Below are 18288 nucleotides of genomic sequence, written 5' to 3' on the forward strand. Positions count from 1 at the left end.
ACCTCGGGCCTTGCCCGAGGCAACCGAAACAGCCTGATGGATCCTTGTATCCGCCCACTATGCCAGCCAATACCCCGTCCCGAACCGAGCAGGAAGTCGTGAGCCTCGGCGCGAGCCATTCGCCTCTGTTTACGCTGGTGACCGACAGGCTGCGTGAGCGGATCCTCAATGGCGAGTACGAGCCCGGCGAAAGGCTGGTGGAGAACAAGCTCTCCGCCGAACTGGGCGTCTCCCGTATCCCGGTGCGCGAAGCGCTGCGCACACTGGCAACCGAAGGCCTGGTGCTGATCGAGCCACGCCGCGGCGCGTCAGTCGCCAGGCTGTCGGCGGATGTCGCCCGCGAGATGGTCGAGGTCCGCGCCACGCTGGAAGGGCTCAATGCCAAGCTTGCAGCGCAGCGCCGCGACCCCACATTGATCGCCGAGCTGGAAGCGGTGCTGCAGGAAGGCATTGAAGCCGCCGCCAGCGGGCGCACGGACCAGCTCCTGGTGCTGAATTCGCGCTTTCACGATGTGCTTGGCAATATCGCCGCCAACAGCGTGCTGCAGGAAATGGTGAAGTCGCTGCGCGAGCGTACGGCGACACTGTTCGGACCCGCCAATATGGTCAGGGCCCGCCAGAACTGGGACGAGCACGCCCAGATCCTGCAGGCCGTGATCGCCGGCGATGCCGACCTGGCCGCATTGCTGGCCACCCGCCATGTCTACAGCGCGGCCAAGGCTGCTGAGCTTCCGGTCGGCGACAAGACTCGCGCGGCCTGATCCTGCACGCAAGCGGGGAGGGCAGGCCCATTGGCTGCCTCCAGCATGCCGCTTGCGGCGGATCATCCACATTCAGTAAGACCTCTCACTCATTGACTCCGGCGCCCAGCGCCATTCCTGTTCACGGTTGCACAGAACTGACGCATCGCGCCCTCAAATGGCGCAGCGCACAAGAATTGTGTATACTGTCGACAACTCGTTTCCCGAGACAGTCAATAGGTGAAGACCATGCGTTATCCCGAAGCCAGCTACCTGAATACCCCGGTTGGCGAGCAACTGCTGCAGCATTACGCCTCGCGCGACCGGATTCGTCACGCGACTGCGCTGTTTCCGCTGCGCCTTGCCGATCTCGGCAATTTTCTCCGCGCACTGATTGGCGCCTCCAGCCGCAGCGGCCGTCTGGCCTGATCTCCGCAATCCGGCTGGCGCCCCGGGGCAGGCGATCAGGGTTGCCCCCCTTTTGCAGCCGCGCACGCTTTCGCTACACTGAAACGCCGTGCGCCTTCCCCAGGAAAAGAGACCAGAACCCGTCCTTTGGCGCGCGACGCACGTCTCGCGCCCCATGCCGCCCGCCAAACCGTCTTCCTCCACACTGACAGCCGACGCGCCCGCGCCGCGCAACCTGCGCCATGTCGTCGCCGACGAAGCCCAGGCCGCAGCGGCGGAGCTGAACGGCTGGCAGCAGCGCTACCAGCAACTGACGCCCGGTGTATTCCGTGCCGAGGTCTCGCAGGTCACCTACGGTGACGTCCATGTATTCCGCGAACAGACCACGCAAGCCCTGCTGGAAGAGGGCGAAGCGGCACGAGGCTATGTATCGATTGCGTTGCCCCACCTCCAGTGCGATGGCGGCTGGTTCCACGGCTATCCGATGCACGGGCAGGCACTGCTGTGCGCCGGCAACGGCAACGCGCTGGCCATGCGTACCCCGCGCCAGCTCGATCTGGCGGGCCTGACGGTGCCGATGCCGGCGCTGCAGCGCGCAGTGGCGCTGGCCGGCGGAAAGCCGGTGCCGCTCGAGCGGATTGCGCCGGTACGCCAGTTGCGCCCGGCCATCGGCAACGAGCTGCGAGCTGTGCTGCTGTCAGTGCTGGCGACGGCGGCGATCGATGCGGAAGTCTTCAGCCACCGCTTCGTGGAAGGAGCGATCCGCGACGCGCTGCTGCTGGCGACGGCCACCGCGCTCGTGGACGATGGCGATCGCTCGCCGGAGCGGCTGCCCACCACGGCCGCGCGGCGCAGGCTGGTGGCCGATGCTTATGCGCTGGTGCGCGCCACGCCTGATGAGGCCTGGAGCATCCTGGCGCTGTGCGAGTACCTGGGCGTGTCGCGCCGCACGCTGCAATACAGTTTCAACGAAGTGACGGGCCTGTCGCCGCTCGATTTCGTGCGGGCGGTGCGCATGAACGGCGCGCGCCAGGCCCTGCGCGCGGGCACGCCCGAATCGGTCGGCGCGGTGGCGGCGCGCTTTGGCTTCCATCATCTGCCGCGCTTCGCGGCGCAGTACCGCGCCTTCTTTGGCGAGCTGCCGTCTGCAACACTGGCACGGCGCCGCTGAGCCGCTTGCCGGCACGCGCCATGTCAGCTCCCGAAGCGGATCGGATCGTAGGGGAGGGGATCGATATAGGGCGGGTCCCCGTCGATCAGTTCCGCGACCAGCCGCGCCGTGGCGGGACCCAGTGTGAAGCCTTGATGGGCGTGGCCGAAGTTGAACCACAGGCCGCGATGATGTGGAGCCCCGCCCACGATCGGCCTCATGTCGGCGACACATGGCCGGGCGCCGAGCCAGGGTGTGCTCTCGACCGGCGCCCCGAGCCGCAGCAGCTCGCGCGCGTAGCGCTCGGCACGCTGCAACTGAACTGGTGTTGGTGGCGCGTCATGGTGGGCGAACTCCGCTCCCGTGGTCAGGCGCAGCCCCCGCTGCATCGGTGCCAGAACGACGCCGTTTTCGGCATCGAGCAGCGGACGGTTCGGCATCCGCTCGACCGCATAGTGGCGGTGGTATCCGCGCTTCACGAACAGTGGAAAGCGATAGCCGAGCGGCTTTGTCAGGGCCGGCGCCCAGGGGCCTAGTGCGATCACTGCATGCGCCGCCGTAAGCGGACCGTCTTCCGTTGCCACGGTCCAGCCAGCCCCGGCCGGCATCAGCGTGGTAGCGTCGCCGCGGCGGATGATGCCCCCCTCGTTCTCGAATAGTGCGGTGTAGCGGTTCACCAGTTCGCCGGGATCGGTGATGGTCCAGGGATCGCGCCAGTGGATCGCGCCTGCCATCGTTCCGTGCAGCACAGGTTCGGCAGCGGAAAGCGCGGCTCCGTCCAGGATCTGGCAATCCAGCCCGTGCTCCTGCGCGACCGCGGTCGCGGCCAGTGACGCCTGGTCGAATGGCGAGGCGCTGCGGTAAGCCTGCAGCCAGCCCGACTTGTGCACAAGGTCCTGCGCGCCGGCCAGCGCGATCAGCCGGTCATGCTCGGTGAGGCAGTGGCGGATCAGCGCGCTGTAGGCCGTCACCGTGGCGGCATACCGCGCGGGCGCTGACTCGTACCAGTAGCGCGCCAGCGCCGGCAGCAGGCTGGCGAGCGCGCCAGGGTGGTAGTGGACATCGTTGCCCTGGCGGGCGATCACGCGAAGTATTGCCAGCCACTCGCGGGGAAAGGCATAAGGCTGTACGGCTTCGCGCTGGATGATCCCGGCGTTTCCGTACGACGTCTCCCTGCCAGGCGCCTGCCGGTCGACCAGCACGACCGCATGGCCGCGCTGGCGCAGTGCGAGCGCCGTGCAAACGCCGACCATGCCGGCGCCGAGTACCACGATGTCTTTTGTCATGCCGGTAGTCCGTGGTTCAGGTTTGCAATCTGCGTCATGGCAATCCGGACCTCGCTGGAGAAGGAGGCCAATGCCCGATTCTCCACGCCGGACCGATCTAACGAAATATGCTTCGCCAGCAATAAATCGAATGAATGATTGCCGATAGCGCAATCATTCATCGCTTACGCGCGTGATGGCCTCCGCCAGGTGCTGGACGAACGCCCGCCCCGCGGGTGGCAGGTTTCGCTTGGCCAGCGTCTGGACCTCGATGGAGCGCTCGTTCAGCTCGCGGTCGCGCAACGGCACGGCGGCGATGGTGCCGGCCTTCAGCCGGCCTCTGACGGAAAGCTCCCCGTAGAAGGTGATGACGCCGCCCCCCGCCGCCGCGAATCCGAGCAGCGAATCGAGATAGTTGCTGGAAAAGACCGTTTCGTAGCGCAGGCCCTGCCGGCTGCAGCTGGTGTCCAGCAGCTGCCGCAGCGAACTGTCCTTGGGCGGTAGCGCGAGGGGATATCCGATGACCTGCGACAGCGAAATCTGGCGCTGCCCCGCCAGCGGATGGTCGGGGGCCATGATGGCAAGCACGGGGGCAGGGTGGCGCAGTTCCACCTCGATATCCGGCTCGGGAAGTCCGCTCAGCGTGATGCCGACGTCGGCCTCGCCGTCGCGTATGCGGCGGGCAATGTCGCCTTGCGGGCAGACGTCGAGATCGAAGCGGATCCCGACGTACTTTTCCCTGAAGCTCGCCGCCAGGGTCGGGATGAATTCGTGCGCAATGCCCTCCACGCTCGCCAGCCGCACCCGCCCCACGCGCAAGCCGCGCAGGGCCTGGATATCGCTCGTGACGCGGTCGATGTCCTGCTGCGTGCGCTTGGCATAGGCCGCCAGCAGTTCTCCTGCCGCGTTGGGGGCCAGGCCCCTGGCCCGCCGGTCGAACAGCAGGGTGTCGAGTTCGCTTTCCAGCTTCGCGATCTGCCTACTCACCGCCGACGGTGCGACGTTGAGCTTCAGGGCGGCGTCCTTGACCGAGCCCGTGCGCACGACTTCAAGGAAGTAGCGGACTGCGGTCTCCTGCAGGATGCGATAGGACATGGCTCTCGGCGAAAACTGGCGGGCGGATGCGGTCGATTCTACGGATTGCCGATTTGGCAATCAATAGTTCGAAACATTGCTACGAATTCATTCGAATTGAATCGTACGATGACGTTACACCAGTCCCCTGTTCGCGCATCGCCTGCCCATCCTGCCGGAGCCTCAACATGCGAATCCCTGCCCACCGCGCCTTGCTCCTCCTCCTCGCGTGCACCATCACCGCCGGCGCTGGCCTGGCGCCAGCGCTTGCCGCCGCGCAGGGGGGCTATCCCTCGAAGCCGATCCAGCTTGTCCTGCCGTTTCCGCCGGGCGGCGCCACGGATGTCGTTGGTCGCCTGGTGGGCAAGAAGCTGGGCGAACTGCTCGGCCAGACCGTGATCATCGACAACCGCCCCGGTGCCGGCACCATCGTGGGCGCCAGCTTTGTGGCGAAGTCCGCACCGGATGGCTACACGCTGATGGCGACATCAGGCACCACGTTCACGGTCAACCCGGCTATCTACCCGCGGCTTCCTTATGATCCGCAGAAGAGCTTCGAGCCGATTGGCCTGATCGGCTCGACTGGCCTGATCCTGCTGGCGAACCGCGACGTTCCCGTCAACAACCTCAAGGAGTTCGTCGCTGCGGCCAAGGCTGAACCCGGCAAGTATTCCTATGGCTCGTTCGGCGCCGGCACCACATCGCATTTCGCCGGCGAGGCGCTCCTGAACCTCACCGGCACCAAGCTGCTGCATGTGCCCTACAAGGGCAGCGCTCCGGCCATGACCGACCTGATCGGCGGCCAGATCCCGTTCAGCGTAGATACCGTGGCCGCAGCCATTCCGCAACTCAAATCCGGCAAGATCAAGGCCATTGCGGTGACCACGGCCAGGCGCTCGGCATTGCTTCCGAACGTGCCGACCGTGGCGGAAAGCGGCTATCCCGGCATGGACGCCAGCACCTGGATCGCGCTTGTCGCGCCGAGGGGCCTGCCGGCGGACGTCAAGGCCAGGCTTGAGAAGGCACTGGCCGAGGCCGTCGCCGATCCCGCGACCCGCAAGAAACTGACCGACAACGGCATTGAGCCGTTCTACGCGCCGGGCAAGCAAGTCAGCAGCATGATCGAGAAGGAAATGCCGCAGATGCGCGCCATTGCGCAACGCGCCAATATCAAGCTCGACTGACCGGCCATCCTTTGCGAGATACGCGCGAGATTGCGCATCCGCGCCGCGGCTGGCGCGGCTGGCGCGGCCACCATCACGGTCGATTGACCTTCCTGCTTCCAGATCCGGGCCACTGACCAATGGATGAAATGGCCCAAGGAGATTCCTGCTTCATGAATGCACAAGACAACCTGACCTCGGTTTCGGCAGTCGAACTTCGCCGCCTGATCGGCACCAAGGCAATCTCGCCGGTCGAACTGCTGGACGCCTGCATCGCCCGCATCGAGGCCTACAACCCGGCCATCAACGCAATCACGGCGACCTGCTTTGAGCGGGCACGCGAAGAAGCCCGGGCTGCCGAGCAGGCTGTCATGCACGGCGAACCACTCGGCCTGCTGCACGGACTGCCACTGGGTGTGAAGGATCTGGAGGCGACGGCAGGCTTGCTTACCACCTATGGCTCGCCGCTGTTCCGCGACCATGTGCCTGCCCAGGACAACGTGCTGGTGGCGCGGCTGCGGGCGGCCGGCGCCATCGTCGTCGCCAAGACCAATATTCCCGAAATGGGCGCCGGAGCGAACTCCCGCAATGCTGTCTGGGGCGCGACCGGCAACCCCTTCAATCCGAACCTCAACGCGGGGGGGTCCTCCGGCGGTTCGGCCGCTGCGCTGGCGGCCGATTTCCTCCCGGTCTGCACGGGTTCCGACACTGGTGGCTCGCTGCGCATTCCCGCGGCCAAATGCGGCGTGGTGGGCTTCCGGCCTTCACCGGGCATCGTGCCCAACTCACGCAAGCTGCTGGGCTGGACCCCGATTTCGGTGGTCGGCCCGATGGGCCGCACGGTCGCCGATGCTTGCCTGCAGCTGGCGGCTTCGGCGGGCGTATCGGTCACCGATCCGCTGAGCTACGAGGTGAACCCGGCGGCTTTTCTCGCGCCCGCACGCGTGGACCTGTCGGCCTTGCGGGTCGGCTGGACCGAGGATTTCGGCTGCTGCGCGGTGGACAATGGCATCCGCCGCGTGTTCCGCGCGAAGATCGCCGCGATGCGGCATCTTTTCAGGCATTGCGACGAGGTGGCCTTCGACCTGGGGGATGTGCACCGGTGCTTCGATGTGCTGCGCGCAGAGAGCTTCGTCGCGGGCCTGCACGACGCCTACCAGCGCGACCCGGCCAGCCTCGGGCCCAATACCCGTGCAAATTACGAAATGGGCGCGAAAATGTCCCTGGCGGACAGCGCATGGGCGCAGGCCGAGCAGAGCCGCATCCTGCAGCGCTTCCAGCAGGCCTATCAGGACTACGACATCATTCTGTCGCCCACCACGCCGGTTTCGCCTTTCCCCTGGACCAGTCTTTACGCGGACGCCATCAACGGCGAGAAGCAGGAAAACTACTACCGCTGGCTGGCCCTGACCTATGTCGTGACCCTGACAACGCACCCGGCCATTTCGTTGCCCTGCGGCACCGACGACCATGGCCTGCCGTTCGGCCTGCAGGTGACAGGCCGGTTCCGTGGCGACGCTGAAACGCTGGGCGTGGCCCAGGCGATGGAAGCGGCGTTTGCCACCTCGGCAGCATTGCGCCGTCCCATCCCCGATCTGGCTACGCTTGCACCGGCCAATCCGGCATTGCGCTCGATCGTCACCGCGCCGCCGGTCTTCGGTGCTGCGGCGCAAGCGAGCGGTGTCTCCGCCGTGTAGGCGTAACCGCCCGGACCCCGCCGCCGACCCGGCTACGCCATCATCGCGCGCGGCAGGTGGCGGCCTACCCAGTCGCGTTCCTGTTCGTAGGCGCGCGCCAGGCGCAGCACGCTGAGGTCGTCGCGCGGACGGCCGATCAGCTGCATGCCCATCGGCAGTCCTTCCCGCCCGAAGCCCACCGGCACGCTGATGGCCGGGCAGCCCGACAATGTCCACGGAAACACCACTTCCATCCAGCGGTGATAGGTGTCCATCTGCCGGCCCGCAATGGATTTCGGCCACGGCTCGCGCACGTCGAAGGGAAACACCTGTGCGGTCGGCACGGCAATGTAGTCGAAGCTGGCAAAGACCTGCTGCAATGCCTGCAGCCATGCGCTGCGCTCCGCGCTCGCGGCGAAGACATCGCTGGCGCTCAGCTTGAGCGCGCCCTCGATCTCCCACACCGCTTCGGGCTTGAGCAGCGCGCGCTTGGCGGGATCTCGGTAGAACGGCAGCATGCCGTTGCCGACCAGGAAGTGGCGGTGCACCAGCCAGGTCTTCCACAGCCGCTCCGGTGCGAACGGTGGTTTGATTTTTTCCACCGCGACGCCAAAGGCCGGGAAGGCCTGCAGCGCCTGTTCGCACAGCGGCAGGATGCCGGCTTCCATCGGCAGGCAGCCGTCCCAGTCACCCAGCCAGGCGATGCGCTTGCCCTTGAGGTCGGCGCCGAGTGACGCCATGACATTGTCCGGATTCAGTCTGGCCAGCACCGGGTCTTGTTCAAGCGCCAGTGGCGTGCGCGGGTCGGGGCCCGCCTGCGTGGCGAGCAGCAGCGCGACGTCGGCCACGGTGCGGCCCATCGGCCCTTCATAGCCCAGCTGCTGGATGAAGACCTCGGGGGTAGGGCCGTAGGGCACGCGGCCCATCGACGGCCGGAAGCCGTAGACATTGCAGAAGCCGGCCGGGTTGCGCAGCGAGCCGCCGAAGTCGCTGCCGTCGGCAACCGGCAGCATGCGCAGCGCGAGTGCCGCGGCCGCGCCGCCACTGCTGCCGCCGGCACAGCGCGTGGTGTCATAGGGATTGCGGGTGGCGCCGTAGACCGGGTTGAAGGTCTGCGAGCCGAGGCCGAACTCGGGCGTGTTGGTCTTGCCGATCAGGATCGCCCCGGCCTTGCGCGCGCGCTCGACGATGATGGCATCGGTCGCGGGCACGTTGTCCTTGAAGATCGGCGAGCCGAAGGTGGTGCGGATGCCGCGCGTGAGCGCCAGGTCCTTGGGGGCCTGCGGCATGCCGTGCATCCATCCTGCAGACTTGCCGGCCGCCAGCGCCTGGTCGGCAGCGGCGGCCTCCTGCATCAACGCGTCGTGCTCGCGCAGTGCCACGATGGCATTGGCAGCCGGATTGACGCGCCCGATATGCGCCAGGTACACCGACATCACCTCGCGGCACGATACCCGGCGCGCATGGATCTCTCGCGAGAGCTGCCACGCCGGCATCAGCACGACAGGATCGGGCGCGCCGCTGCTCGCCTGCCCGGTGGCGCCAGAGGACGGTGTGGCGGCACCTGCGTTCCGGGACATGGCGGACGTGGCCGCGGCAGTGGTGAGCGCGGCACCCGCCAGTTGGCCCAGCCACTGGCGGCGCGCGGGTTGAGGCAGGGGCGTGGTGGACGGCGCGGGGGATGTTTTCATGGTCGGTCTTGTCATGATGGAAATTCCGCGACGCTCACACTGCAATCATCACCGACTTCGTCTCGGTATAGTGGTCGAACACCGCCCGGCCCATTTCGCGGCCCAGCCCGGACTGCTTGAAGCCGCCGAACGGCATGGCGTTGTCCAGCAGGTTGTGGCAATTGACCCAGACCGTGCCGGCCTTGATGCGTGGCACCAGCCGATGCACGCGCGAGAGGTCGTTGGACCATACCGAGGCCGCCAGCCCGAAGGGGGTGCCATTGGCGCGGCCGACTACCTCGTCGATGTCATCGTAGGGCAGCGCGACCACCACGGGGCCGAAGATCTCCTCCTGGACGACGCTCGATGTCTCCGGCGCATTGGCCAGCACGGTTGGCTTGAAGAAGTGTCCGCGCGGCATGTCGGCCGGTCCGCCGCAGATCAATTGTGCCCCTGCCTGTATGCCTGCCTCGACGTAGTGCGATACGCGCTGCCGTTGCCGGCCGGACACCAGCGGGCCCATGGCCGTGTCAGGCTCCAGGCCGGCGCCCAGCCGCAGGCTGCCGGCAATGCCGGCCAGCGCCGCCACCGTGGCATCGAACTTAGAGCGGGGCAGATATAGCCGCGAGCCTGCTGTGCACACCTGGCCCTGGTTGAAGAAGATGGCTTGCGCAGCGCCTGCTGCGGCAGCCTCCGGCGTCATGTCGTCCAGCATGATGACCGGCGACTTGCCGCCCAGCTCCAGCGTCACGCGTGCCAGCCGTTCCATGGCCGTGCCGCCGACCAGCTTGCCGACCTCGGTCGAACCCGTAAAAGCGATCTTGTCCACGCCAGGGTGGGCTGCCAGCGCGGCGCCGCAATGCGCGCCGTCGCCCGTGACAATATTCACCACGCCGGCCGGATAGCCAGCCTCCATCACCAGTTCGCCCAGGCGCAGCGCAGACAGCGGCGTTTCCTCGGCTGGCTTGAGCACCACCGTGCAGCCACAGGCGAGGGCAGGGCCGAGCTTCCAGGCCGCCATCAGCAGCGGGAAGTTCCACGGGATGATAGCCCCGACCACGCCCACGGCCTCCTGCCGCGTGAAGGCGACAAACTCGCGCTCGCGCACCAGCGGTACCGAGACTTCCAGGCTCTCGCCGTGCAGCTTGGTGGCCCAGCCGGCCATGTAGCGCAGGAAGCCTGCCGCCCCGGCCACGTCTACCACGCGGGCCATGCTCGCCGGCTTGCCGTTGTCGAGCGCCTCGATCTGGGCCAGTTCCTCGGCGTTCGCTTCCACCAGGTCGGCCAGGCGCAGCAGCAGGCGCTCGCGGTCCGAGGGCCGCATCGCCGCCCAGGCGCCTTGCTCGAAGGCCCTGCGCGCGGCCTGTACGGCCATGTCGACATCGGCGGCCTTGCCCGCGGGCACTTCGGCCAGAGGAGTTTCGGTGGCCGGGTTCTCGGTGAGGAAAACAGTGCCATCAGCGGCTGCCAGCCACTGGCCATCGATCAGCATGCGCCTGGGGCGTTGCAGGAAGGCGCGGGTGGCGCCTGATAGCAGGTCGGTGCGGGTGTTCATGAGTCTCCTTCGTTGTTGGGTATGGATTGAGTCAGCGGGGGCTCGACAGAATCGCTGCGCGGTGCGCAGCCACGTCGTCGAGCCGGTCGTTGCGGTAGCGGGTGACTTCCTGCGGGGTAAACGGGGCGATGTCCTGCCGTCCGGTCAGCGCGGGCAGCATCCAGTTCATCAGCTCGGCAATCTGGGCGTCGGTCAGGTCCGAGCCCGAGGTGCCGGGCACCTGGACGAGGAATGCCCGGCCGGCCGCCGTGGCCAGGAAGCGGGGGATGGTCACGCGCATGTCCGGAATGCCCGCCGCCGGCTTGCCGGAGCCGTCCGGCAGGTGGCAGCCGGAGCAATGCAGCACGTAGTTCGCGTGGCCGCGCTGCAAGGTGCTTTCAGCGTGCGCGGCACAAGCCGGCAGGCATGCCGCCAGGCAGGCAAGCGCACGGCGCAACATGAGGCGGCTCATGTCAGCGTACCGGCTCGCGCAGCTTGCGCACGGCGCCTGGCGTCTTGCGTTCGGCGCGGGCCCTGGCCAGCGTGTCTGCAGTGACGGCGGGCGCTGCCTGTCCGTTCTGCGTGCCGAGCCAGGCCAGCACCGCCAGCAGCGACTCGTCCGGCAACGTGGCAAAGGCCGGCATCACGCCATTGAAAGACTGGCCCTGCGACTCGATCGGTCCTGCCAGCCCGTGCACCAGCACATTGGCCAGGTAGCCCTGCCCGGCAGGCGTGGCCAGGCGCTCGCGCAGCGCATTGGCGAGCGGCGGCGCCACGCCCGCAATGCCCGAGGCATCCATGTTGTGGCAGGCGGCGCAGTTGGCGCTGAACAGTTCCTTGCCCTGCGCCACCAGGTCGGCGGCGCCGGCAGGCAGCGCAAGCATGAGCGCCGCGGCGGCTGCGAATGAGGAGAACATGCGGCGGGTCATTCCTGGACTCCGAGGATGATCGAGGTAGTGCAATGGAACATGGTGCTGCTGTTGCTCATGCACCAGTTGACGTCGTTATGGACGCCAAGCTTGTAGCCGGGCCGTTCGCGCTCGTTGGTGTTGCACTCGCAGCGCCCGCAGGTGGTTTTGCCGCAGCAGTCGTTGTAGCTGACCATGTAGTCCTTGCCATCGGCCGGATTGCGGCAGGTGCCGACCCAGGACACGCGCGACGGCTCGGTGCCGGGCGGGCAGGTGGTGGAGCTGCCGCCGCAGCAGGAGCACAGGAAGCCGTCGACCGCGCAGTACTTCCAGTAGTCGCACGAGGTCTCGTCCACGGACTTCCCGGTCCCGGCGCCGTGCGCGGCGGCGGCGTGGGCGCTGCGGTCGAAGGGAAGCACGGGCAGGGCCATGCCTCCTACCATCACCTTGCCCAGTGTGGCAAGCATGCTGCGGCGTCCGACGCGCTGGGCGGCGCGGCGGGTCTGGCGCTCAAAGAGGTTGTCGAACCACATATCAGTTCTCCGTGGCGCTCAGGCGTGGGTTTCGAGGAATTGCTGCACGGAGGCCACGTTCAGGTCCATGGCGGTGAACAGGCTGTCGAGCTGTTCGCGCGAATTGACCAGCCCCTTGGCGCGCAGCGTGCCCTGCGCGTCGAGCAGCACGGCGTAGGGCAGCTTGCCGATCTGCAGGTGCATGCCCAACTCCTTCGACAGCACATACTCGAAGTCGCCCAGCCCGGCCTGGCGCAGAAAGGCGAGATGCTCGGGCTGCTCGCCATCCGAGGCCAGCACGATGTGCAGCCAGCCGCGTTCGCTGGCGCTGATCGACTTCAACACCGGGATCAGCTTCTTGCAGACGGGGCAGGTTGGCGAGAGGAAGAACAGCAGCGTGCTGGCGGGCTGTTGGCCGCCAACGGCGACGGCGCTGCCGCGTACGTCCTGCAGATCGAAGCGCGACAGCGGCTGGCCCACGCGCGGGCCAGCGTCGATCACCAGCGCACCCATTGGCGCCACGCGTTCATAAAGGATGCCGACCTGGCGCGCCAGCGCGTAAAGGCCGAACAGGAGCGCCAGCACGGCAATCCACAGCACGATATTGGCAATCACAAGAGCAGTCATGACAGTTTCAGCAAGGAAGAGGGAAGGGATCAGGCACGGGCGCGCCCGGCGTTGACGAGCAACTGCGTGGCCACCTGCCATATCAAAAGCAGGGCCACGGCGCAGAAGGTGGCGGCGGCGTAGTCGAGCGGAGCAAGGGCGCGCGGCGAGCCACTGGCGGCGGAGACCGCGGCCGTGGCCAGCACCGCCAGCAGTGCGCCGTTACGCAGCACCAGCCCGCCGGAAAGCGGCATGCTGTCTGCGGTGCTGCCGCACCCGCAGCGGATGTCGCGCCGGCCACGAGCCAGGTTGGCGCATACCGCCGCTGTGACCAGTCCGACCACGCCGAGACCGGCCAGGGCCGACAGCGCCTGCAGGGGCAACACGACCAGCAGCAGCGCGGCGCACGCTTCGGCCGCGACGAAGGCCAGCGCCGCTGCGCGAGTCCAGGCGGACGGCAACAGCCGGTAGGCGTCAAATGCGGCGTGGAAGCGATCCAGGTCGCGCAGCTTGGGAGCCACCGACAGCATCAGCGCCAGCGCCGCGGCCGCGCTGCAGGCGGCGGTGACGACCGGGTCGGCGATCAGGATGGCGGCATTCATTGGTGGGCCTCCACCTGCACGGCGTTCTCGCTCACCCCATCCAGTCGCGCTAGTGCCTTCAGGCGATTGGCAGGATCGAGCGCGACCACGCCGGACTTGACGGCATCGAGTACGTACAGCGTCGGACGCGGTCCCTGTGTGATGGTCAGCGCCACAGCGTTCCCGCCCGGCGCGCGCGCAACACGCTTGTGACTGGCGAGATCGAGCGTCCAGATCTCGGCGGCCGGCGACTTGTGCGAGCCTTCACGGCTTTTCGGGTGCATCCCGACGTAGAGTCGCTGACTGGCGGCGTGCAGCGCGAACAGCTGGTAGCCGCCCGGCTTCCAGCCGCCTTTGGCGTCTGCGGCATCGACGATGGGCCATGGCTTGCCGAAGCCCGGAGTCTCGCCCGAGAGGTCGGCGGTATAGACATTGCCGTTGAAAGACAGGAAGTAGAGCGTGTTGCCGATGCGCTCGGCATGCAGGAAGACCGGGTCGGCCTGTGGATCGAACATGCGCGCGCTGCGCTTCTGCCCGGCCGGCTGTCCGTTCGCGTCATGCGAAACCGTCAGCATGGCCCCGTCGCTGCACAGCGTCTGGAAGCGCTGGCTGGAGGCCGCGCTGGCAAAGATGCCCCAGCAGCCGGGCGTCTGCACCTCGGCCGCGAGTTTGCCTTCCTTCAGGTCAACAATGCTGACCGAAGTAGCCGGCGTGGCATTCTGGACGTACAGGAAGCGCCCGTCTGCCGAGCTGGCGATGATGCCCCGGTAGTTGAGCGACTGCGCATGGCGCGGCGGGATCACAATCTCGCTGCGATAGGCCAGCGTATCGGCGTCGTACAGGCTGACTACGTCGGTACGCTCGCCGCGCGTCAGTCGCGGATAGTAGGTGGAAACCACGTAGATGGTGCGCTTGTCGGGTGACAGCAGAGACTGGCCGCCGAAGCCGGTAGGCAGCAGGCCCAGGTACTTCATCCGCTTGCCATCCACGACGTGCAGGCGCCCATCGACCATGTGGCGGAATGCTACGTCGGAGATATAGAGACGGTTCTCGTCGGCGGGCGCGAGCTTCTCTACGGTAAGCGTCTCGGGGGGCAAGTCTTCGGCCCTGGCGGAACAGAGGCCGAAGGCGAGGGCGGCGGCGAGGACTGCGGGGATGGGATGCCACGGCGCACGGGCCATGCGGCATGACATCCTGCTTGGGTGATTCACGACTGGCTCCTGTCGATGCGGGGATGGGGCCAGTCTAGAAAGGTGCCGGATCGGGCGTTAGCCGGAATCGGCAATGGACATACCGGTGAATCTACCGACGGCGCAGAGGAATTGGATGTGCGGCAGGCGCCACCAGGCGCCAGTTCGGGGCGCCACGGCATTACGGTTCCAGATCCGAATGCTCACCCAGCGGGCGCACGCCGGCGGCGCGTCGGGAGAAACGGAACAATATCCGTTTTTGGCAATCATGATGCAGCGCGCCGCCTACGACCTCGCGTTGCAGTCTTTGCCTCGTTATTTTGATGTGCGCCACGACGTTTCATTTCCTACACATCCTTTATTTATTACCGCGTGCCGCCACGTTTCATTTTCTATACATACTTTTTGCCGACCATTTGGGCGGCATTGCCTACTGCTTCTTCACGAGTTATCTTGCGCGCCCGCACCCAACTTCAGTTGGGATTGGCAATCTTTTTTGAGAGCGTTGGACAGCGGCTGCCGCCATGCCTGCCGGAGCCTCCAGAACCTATTTGTCATGGGCAGTAGTGCCTTGTTCCGCAAGGCTTTGCGGGAATTCCGCAGGCCCATGGTGAAGAACTCCAGGGTTAGTGCAGTACGCTCCGGGATTATCCGGCATACCGGTGATGCGATGCATTCCAATCGGCGCTGCCGAGAGCGTCATTCCACATACGCACGGCTCGTCCATAGAGCCGATTTTCTATTCCGTGGCTGCCATCTAGATTGACCTCATCGTTGGCGTTTGCAAAAGCCATCGAATTCGAGTGCTCAAAAAGTTCCGGGGGGATCCATGAAACGCATCCACATGAAGCTGGCGGTTTTGCCGCTCGCCTGTCTGGTCATCACAGTCGCGGGTTGCGGCGGAGGCGGGGGCGACTCGACGCCCACCAGTACTGCAGCCACCCCAGGCGCGGGAACGCCAACACAGACGCCAACGCCAACGCCAACGGCGGCCACCACCAGCGCCATGCTGTCCGGCACCACCGATCCGGGGCCCGACATCGGCAAGGACGGGGACTTCTATCTGAATACCGCCACCTGGATGCTGTTCGGGCCCAAGGCAAACGGCGTGTGGCCGGCCGGCGTTTCGCTGGCAGGACCAGCCGGAGCGACAGGTGCCAAGGGCGATACAGGGGCCACCGGCAATACCGGCGCGGCAGGGAGCACCATCCTGTCCGGCTCGGTCGACCCGACCGACGGCGTCGGCAACAATGGCGACTACTACATCAATACCTCAACGTCGATGCTGTTCGGGCCCAAGGCGGACGGCAAGTGGCCACCGGGCGTCCCGCTGGGCGGCAGCACCGGGTCGCCGGGCACCGGCGGCGGCGTCATTCTGTCGGGCGCGGGTGCTCCCAGCAACAGTATCGGGAACAACGGAGACTTCTATCTCGACACCAACACCTGGACGCTGTACGGGCCCAAGGCCGATGGCGTGTGGCCGGCAGGGGTCTCGCTGGCCGGTCAGTCGGGCAACACCGGGGGCACCGGTGGTACCGGCACCAGCGGCGGCACAGCCGGCAATGGCGGCCATATCCTGTACGGCAATGGTGCGCCGACCAACGACATCGGCGTCGATGGCGATTTCTATTTCGACACCTCGACGTCGACGCTGTACGGTCCCAAGCAAAACGGCCAGTGGCCGACTTCGGGCGTGACCATGACGACCAGCACCGTCTACAACGGCAACTTCAATGTGCCGGACACGCTCAGCCGCGGCGTCTATGTCATGACAGGCTCCGGCGGGGCAGTTCCCTTGCCGTCGGACTTCGGCGTCCTGTTTCCCTACGATTGCAGCCGAGTCACGCTCACAGCCTCCACGCTCGGCAAGCCGCAGGGAATGCTGAACATTTCGGTGTACAAGGTGACGGGGTCTGCCGCTTCAGCGACTGTCGCGCCGGTCAACGGCCTGAGTTGCAGGATCACCAACGGCCAGCAGGGTTGCAGCACGGAGGTGCCGTCCGGAACCGTCAACCATAACGACAAGCTGCAGGTACAGCTTGATAACAACCAGGCCACCAATTGGGGCGGCCTCACCGTCAACCTCGCCTGTACCAAATAGGCCAGTTGGATGGGGATGCCCGTCCGCACCGGGGCAGACGGGCGCTTGAGTGGCGGCAGGACAGCTTGTCCTGCCGCTTTTCTATTTCCGGTGGCGCGCTTGCTCGACGCAAGGGCCGCGCCATTACTTCCTGCGCAATGGCTCCAGCAGGGATGACAGGCCGTTGTGGTCAAGCTCCTGCATCAGCGCCAGCAAGCGGCCGATTTCACCGGGCGGGAAGCCTTCCCTGGCGAACCAGTTCAGGTAATGGCCGGGCAGGTCGGCAATCAGCCTGCCTTTGTACTTGCCGAACGGCATGGCCAGGGTGACCAGGCGTTCCAGATCTGCTGGATACATGCTTGCTTTGTGAGGGTTCCTTCATTGCTGACACCATGGTGGCATAACGCCACACGCGCCGCCGTCGCAAGGCAATATCTTCCGCCGGACGACTCGCGCAAGATACTGCCGTTTGTGGGATACGTACAGACCCCGTATATTCCTTTGCTGCCTGTCTACCCTTCTGGTCTACGCATCCGCTATGAAGAAGATTTCCGCCCTCAAAACTGGAATCATCGCCGCCGTGTCTCTTTTCTGCGGGCCCGGCGCCTACGCCGCAGATGGCGGCGCTCAACGCCAGCTCGAACGCGCCGTGAACGAGGCGATCCGGCCTGTCATGGAGCAGAATAACGTCCCGGGAATGGCCATCGCGGTCACGGTCCGGGGAGAAAGATACTTCTTCAACTATGGCGTTGCCTCGAAGGAGGGCGGCCAAAAGGTCACCAGGGATACGATCTTCGAACTCGGCTCGGTCAGCAAAACCTTCACGGCAACGCTTGCGGCCTACGCGCAAGCGCGTGGCGCCCTGTCTTTCTCCGATAATGCCAGCAAGTATCTGCCGGCGCTTGCCGGAAGCAGCTTCGACACCATCAGCCTTCTAGAGCTCGGCACCTATACGGCGGGCGGTCTGCCGCTGCAGTTTCCTGATTCCGTCACCGATCCGGAAAAGATGATCGCCTATTTCAGAAACTGGCGTCCAGGCTACGCCCCAGGCAGCCATCGACGCTACTCGAATCCCAGCATCGGCCTGTTCGGCTATCTGGCCGCCAGAAGCATGGGCGAACCATTCGATGATCTGATGGAAAAGAAGATTTTCCCGGGACTTGGCCTGACGCGCACCTACATCCGGGTTCCCCAGGATCGGATGGGCGATTACGCGTACGGCTACTCAAAAGACGGCAAGCCAATCCGGGTAACGCCCGGCGTCCTGGATTCCGAGGCCTACGGCGTGAAGACGACAGCGGCCGACATGATCCATTTTGTCGAGGCAAACATCAACGGAGCAGGGCTGGACGATGCCCTCCAACGCGCGGTCGCCACCACGCAAACCGGATACTTCAAGCTGGGCAACATGACGCAAGGCCTTGGCTGGGAGATGTATGCCTGGCCGGCGAACCTTGACGGCCTGCTTGCCGGGAACTCGGAGCGGGTGAGCCTCGAGGCCAACCCGGCGACCAGGCTTGCTCCGGCGCAACCGCGACAGTCCGATGTGCTGATCAACAAGACCGGCTCGACGAACGGGTTCGGTGCGTATGTGGCCTTTATTCCCGCCAGGCGCATTGGCATCGTGATGCTGGCGAACAGGAACTACCCGATTCCAGCCCGCGTAAAGGCTGCGTTTCAGGTATTGACGGCGCTGGACGAAAAGATCGGGTCGGCAAGTGGCCGCTAGTC

Annotated in this window: 18 protein-coding genes; 7 read left to right on the forward strand and 11 right to left on the reverse strand. The window is 66.0% G+C overall.

From position 1 onward, the window contains the following. Nucleotides 1-59 precede the first annotated feature (59 nt). From RM96_RS04345 to RM96_RS04355, 3 genes are all read left to right on the forward strand, one after another. Complete coding sequence (locus RM96_RS04345; protein WP_039008066.1) at nt 60-761, forward strand: GntR family transcriptional regulator; 702 nt, start codon at nt 60-62, stop codon at nt 759-761. Nucleotides 762-989: 228 nt separating this feature from the next. After that, the gene (locus tag RM96_RS04350; protein WP_039008166.1) at nt 990-1169 is read left to right on the forward strand and encodes a hypothetical protein; all 180 of its coding nucleotides are present in this window, start codon (nt 990-992) and stop codon (nt 1167-1169) included. A 154-nt stretch (nt 1170-1323) separates the two neighbouring features. Beyond that, on the forward strand, nt 1324-2319 hold the full coding sequence (locus RM96_RS04355) for an AraC family transcriptional regulator (RefSeq protein ID WP_039008068.1): 996 nt from the start codon (nt 1324-1326) through the stop codon (nt 2317-2319). 23 nt (nt 2320-2342) lie between these two features. Here the strand turns inward: RM96_RS04355 and RM96_RS04360 are convergent, their stop codons facing one another. Beyond that, nucleotides 2343-3584 (reverse strand): NAD(P)/FAD-dependent oxidoreductase, encoded by a 1242-nt coding sequence (locus RM96_RS04360; protein WP_039008070.1) that lies wholly within the window; start codon nt 3582-3584, stop codon nt 2343-2345. A 153-nt stretch (nt 3585-3737) separates the two neighbouring features. Next, a complete protein-coding gene (locus RM96_RS04365) occupies nt 3738-4658 on the reverse strand; it encodes a LysR substrate-binding domain-containing protein (protein WP_039008072.1) in 921 nt (306 codons plus the stop codon). Between the two features lie 167 nt (nt 4659-4825). Between RM96_RS04365 and RM96_RS04370 the strand changes: the two genes are divergently transcribed. Then, nucleotides 4826-5821 (forward strand): Bug family tripartite tricarboxylate transporter substrate binding protein, encoded by a 996-nt coding sequence (locus RM96_RS04370; RefSeq protein ID WP_039008075.1) that lies wholly within the window; start codon nt 4826-4828, stop codon nt 5819-5821. 152 nt (nt 5822-5973) lie between these two features. After that, nucleotides 5974-7497, forward strand: coding sequence for an amidase (locus RM96_RS04375; protein WP_039008077.1), 1524 nt, complete (start codon nt 5974-5976; stop codon nt 7495-7497). Between the two features lie 32 nt (nt 7498-7529). On the opposite strand, the gene RM96_RS04380 is transcribed toward RM96_RS04375, so the two are convergent. From RM96_RS04380 to RM96_RS04415, 8 genes are all read right to left on the reverse strand, one after another. Further along, nucleotides 7530-8972, reverse strand: coding sequence for an amidase (locus RM96_RS04380; protein ID WP_039008168.1), 1443 nt, complete (start codon nt 8970-8972; stop codon nt 7530-7532). Nucleotides 8973-9201: 229 nt separating this feature from the next. Next, a complete protein-coding gene (locus tag RM96_RS04385; RefSeq protein ID WP_039008078.1) occupies nt 9202-10701 on the reverse strand; it encodes an aldehyde dehydrogenase family protein in 1500 nt (499 codons plus the stop codon). A gap of 31 nt (nt 10702-10732) precedes the next feature. After that, nucleotides 10733-11152, reverse strand: coding sequence for a c-type cytochrome (locus tag RM96_RS04390; protein ID WP_039008080.1), 420 nt, complete (start codon nt 11150-11152; stop codon nt 10733-10735). A 1-nt stretch (nt 11153) separates the two neighbouring features. Further along, nucleotides 11154-11609: a c-type cytochrome gene (locus RM96_RS04395; protein WP_238587083.1), complete on the reverse strand. Its 456-nt coding sequence runs from the start codon at nt 11607-11609 to the stop codon at nt 11154-11156. Then, on the reverse strand, nt 11606-12121 hold the full coding sequence (locus RM96_RS04400; RefSeq protein ID WP_039008082.1) for a methylamine dehydrogenase light chain: 516 nt from the start codon (nt 12119-12121) through the stop codon (nt 11606-11608). The genes RM96_RS04395 and RM96_RS04400 overlap by 4 nt, the downstream gene beginning before the upstream one ends. A gap of 18 nt (nt 12122-12139) precedes the next feature. Next, nucleotides 12140-12727: a methylamine dehydrogenase accessory protein MauD gene (gene mauD / locus RM96_RS04405; RefSeq protein ID WP_039008084.1), complete on the reverse strand. Its 588-nt coding sequence runs from the start codon at nt 12725-12727 to the stop codon at nt 12140-12142. 29 nt (nt 12728-12756) lie between these two features. Continuing rightward, nucleotides 12757-13308: a MauE/DoxX family redox-associated membrane protein gene (locus RM96_RS04410; RefSeq protein ID WP_039008086.1), complete on the reverse strand. Its 552-nt coding sequence runs from the start codon at nt 13306-13308 to the stop codon at nt 12757-12759. Next, nucleotides 13305-14498, reverse strand: a complete 1194-nt coding sequence (locus RM96_RS04415; protein WP_238587084.1) for an amine dehydrogenase large subunit — start codon at nt 14496-14498, stop codon at nt 13305-13307. The genes RM96_RS04410 and RM96_RS04415 overlap by 4 nt, the downstream gene beginning before the upstream one ends. 808 nt (nt 14499-15306) lie before the next feature. Here RM96_RS04415 and RM96_RS38460 point away from each other — a divergent pair. After that, the gene (locus RM96_RS38460) at nt 15307-16578 is read left to right on the forward strand and encodes a hypothetical protein (protein WP_039008088.1); all 1272 of its coding nucleotides are present in this window, start codon (nt 15307-15309) and stop codon (nt 16576-16578) included. Between the two features lie 123 nt (nt 16579-16701). Here the strand turns inward: RM96_RS38460 and RM96_RS04425 are convergent, their stop codons facing one another. After that, nucleotides 16702-16914 carry a DUF3820 family protein gene (locus RM96_RS04425; RefSeq protein WP_039008090.1) on the reverse strand — a complete coding sequence of 71 codons (213 nt, stop codon included), beginning with the start codon at nt 16912-16914 and terminating at the stop codon, nt 16702-16704. Between the two features lie 181 nt (nt 16915-17095). Between RM96_RS04425 and ampC the strand changes: the two genes are divergently transcribed. Further along, a complete protein-coding gene (gene ampC, locus RM96_RS04430) occupies nt 17096-18286 on the forward strand; it encodes a class C beta-lactamase (RefSeq protein WP_039008092.1) in 1191 nt (396 codons plus the stop codon). Nucleotides 18287-18288: the final 2 nt, after the last annotated feature.

It is taken from the genome of Cupriavidus sp. IDO, from assembly GCF_000812465.1.
Classification (GTDB): domain Bacteria; phylum Pseudomonadota; class Gammaproteobacteria; order Burkholderiales; family Burkholderiaceae; genus Cupriavidus.

Coding starts and splice junctions, on each gene's coding strand:
- RM96_RS04385 (WP_039008078.1), bottom strand. CDS start 10,701: ATGAACACCCGCACCGACCTGCTATCAGGCGCCACCCGCGCCTTCCTG.
- RM96_RS04365 (WP_039008072.1), bottom strand. CDS start 4,658: ATGTCCTATCGCATCCTGCAGGAGACCGCAGTCCGCTACTTCCTTGAA.
- RM96_RS04360 (WP_039008070.1), bottom strand. CDS start 3,584: ATGACAAAAGACATCGTGGTACTCGGCGCCGGCATGGTCGGCGTTTGC.
- RM96_RS04370 (WP_039008075.1), top strand. CDS start 4,826: ATGCGAATCCCTGCCCACCGCGCCTTGCTCCTCCTCCTCGCGTGCACC.
- mauD (WP_039008084.1), bottom strand. CDS start 12,727: ATGACTGCTCTTGTGATTGCCAATATCGTGCTGTGGATTGCCGTGCTG.
- RM96_RS04355 (WP_039008068.1), top strand. CDS start 1,324: ATGCCGCCCGCCAAACCGTCTTCCTCCACACTGACAGCCGACGCGCCC.
- RM96_RS04380 (WP_039008168.1), bottom strand. CDS start 8,972: ATGCCGGCGTGGCAGCTCTCGCGAGAGATCCATGCGCGCCGGGTATCG.
- RM96_RS04345 (WP_039008066.1), top strand. CDS start 60: ATGCCAGCCAATACCCCGTCCCGAACCGAGCAGGAAGTCGTGAGCCTC.
- RM96_RS04410 (WP_039008086.1), bottom strand. CDS start 13,308: ATGAATGCCGCCATCCTGATCGCCGACCCGGTCGTCACCGCCGCCTGC.
- ampC (WP_039008092.1), top strand. CDS start 17,096: ATGAAGAAGATTTCCGCCCTCAAAACTGGAATCATCGCCGCCGTGTCT.
- RM96_RS04425 (WP_039008090.1), bottom strand. CDS start 16,914: ATGTATCCAGCAGATCTGGAACGCCTGGTCACCCTGGCCATGCCGTTC.
- RM96_RS04350 (WP_039008166.1), top strand. CDS start 990: ATGCGTTATCCCGAAGCCAGCTACCTGAATACCCCGGTTGGCGAGCAA.
- RM96_RS04395 (WP_238587083.1), bottom strand. CDS start 11,609: ATGACCCGCCGCATGTTCTCCTCATTCGCAGCCGCCGCGGCGCTCATG.
- RM96_RS04390 (WP_039008080.1), bottom strand. CDS start 11,152: ATGAGCCGCCTCATGTTGCGCCGTGCGCTTGCCTGCCTGGCGGCATGC.
- RM96_RS04400 (WP_039008082.1), bottom strand. CDS start 12,121: ATGTGGTTCGACAACCTCTTTGAGCGCCAGACCCGCCGCGCCGCCCAG.
- RM96_RS04375 (WP_039008077.1), top strand. CDS start 5,974: ATGAATGCACAAGACAACCTGACCTCGGTTTCGGCAGTCGAACTTCGC.
- RM96_RS38460 (WP_039008088.1), top strand. CDS start 15,307: ATGAAACGCATCCACATGAAGCTGGCGGTTTTGCCGCTCGCCTGTCTG.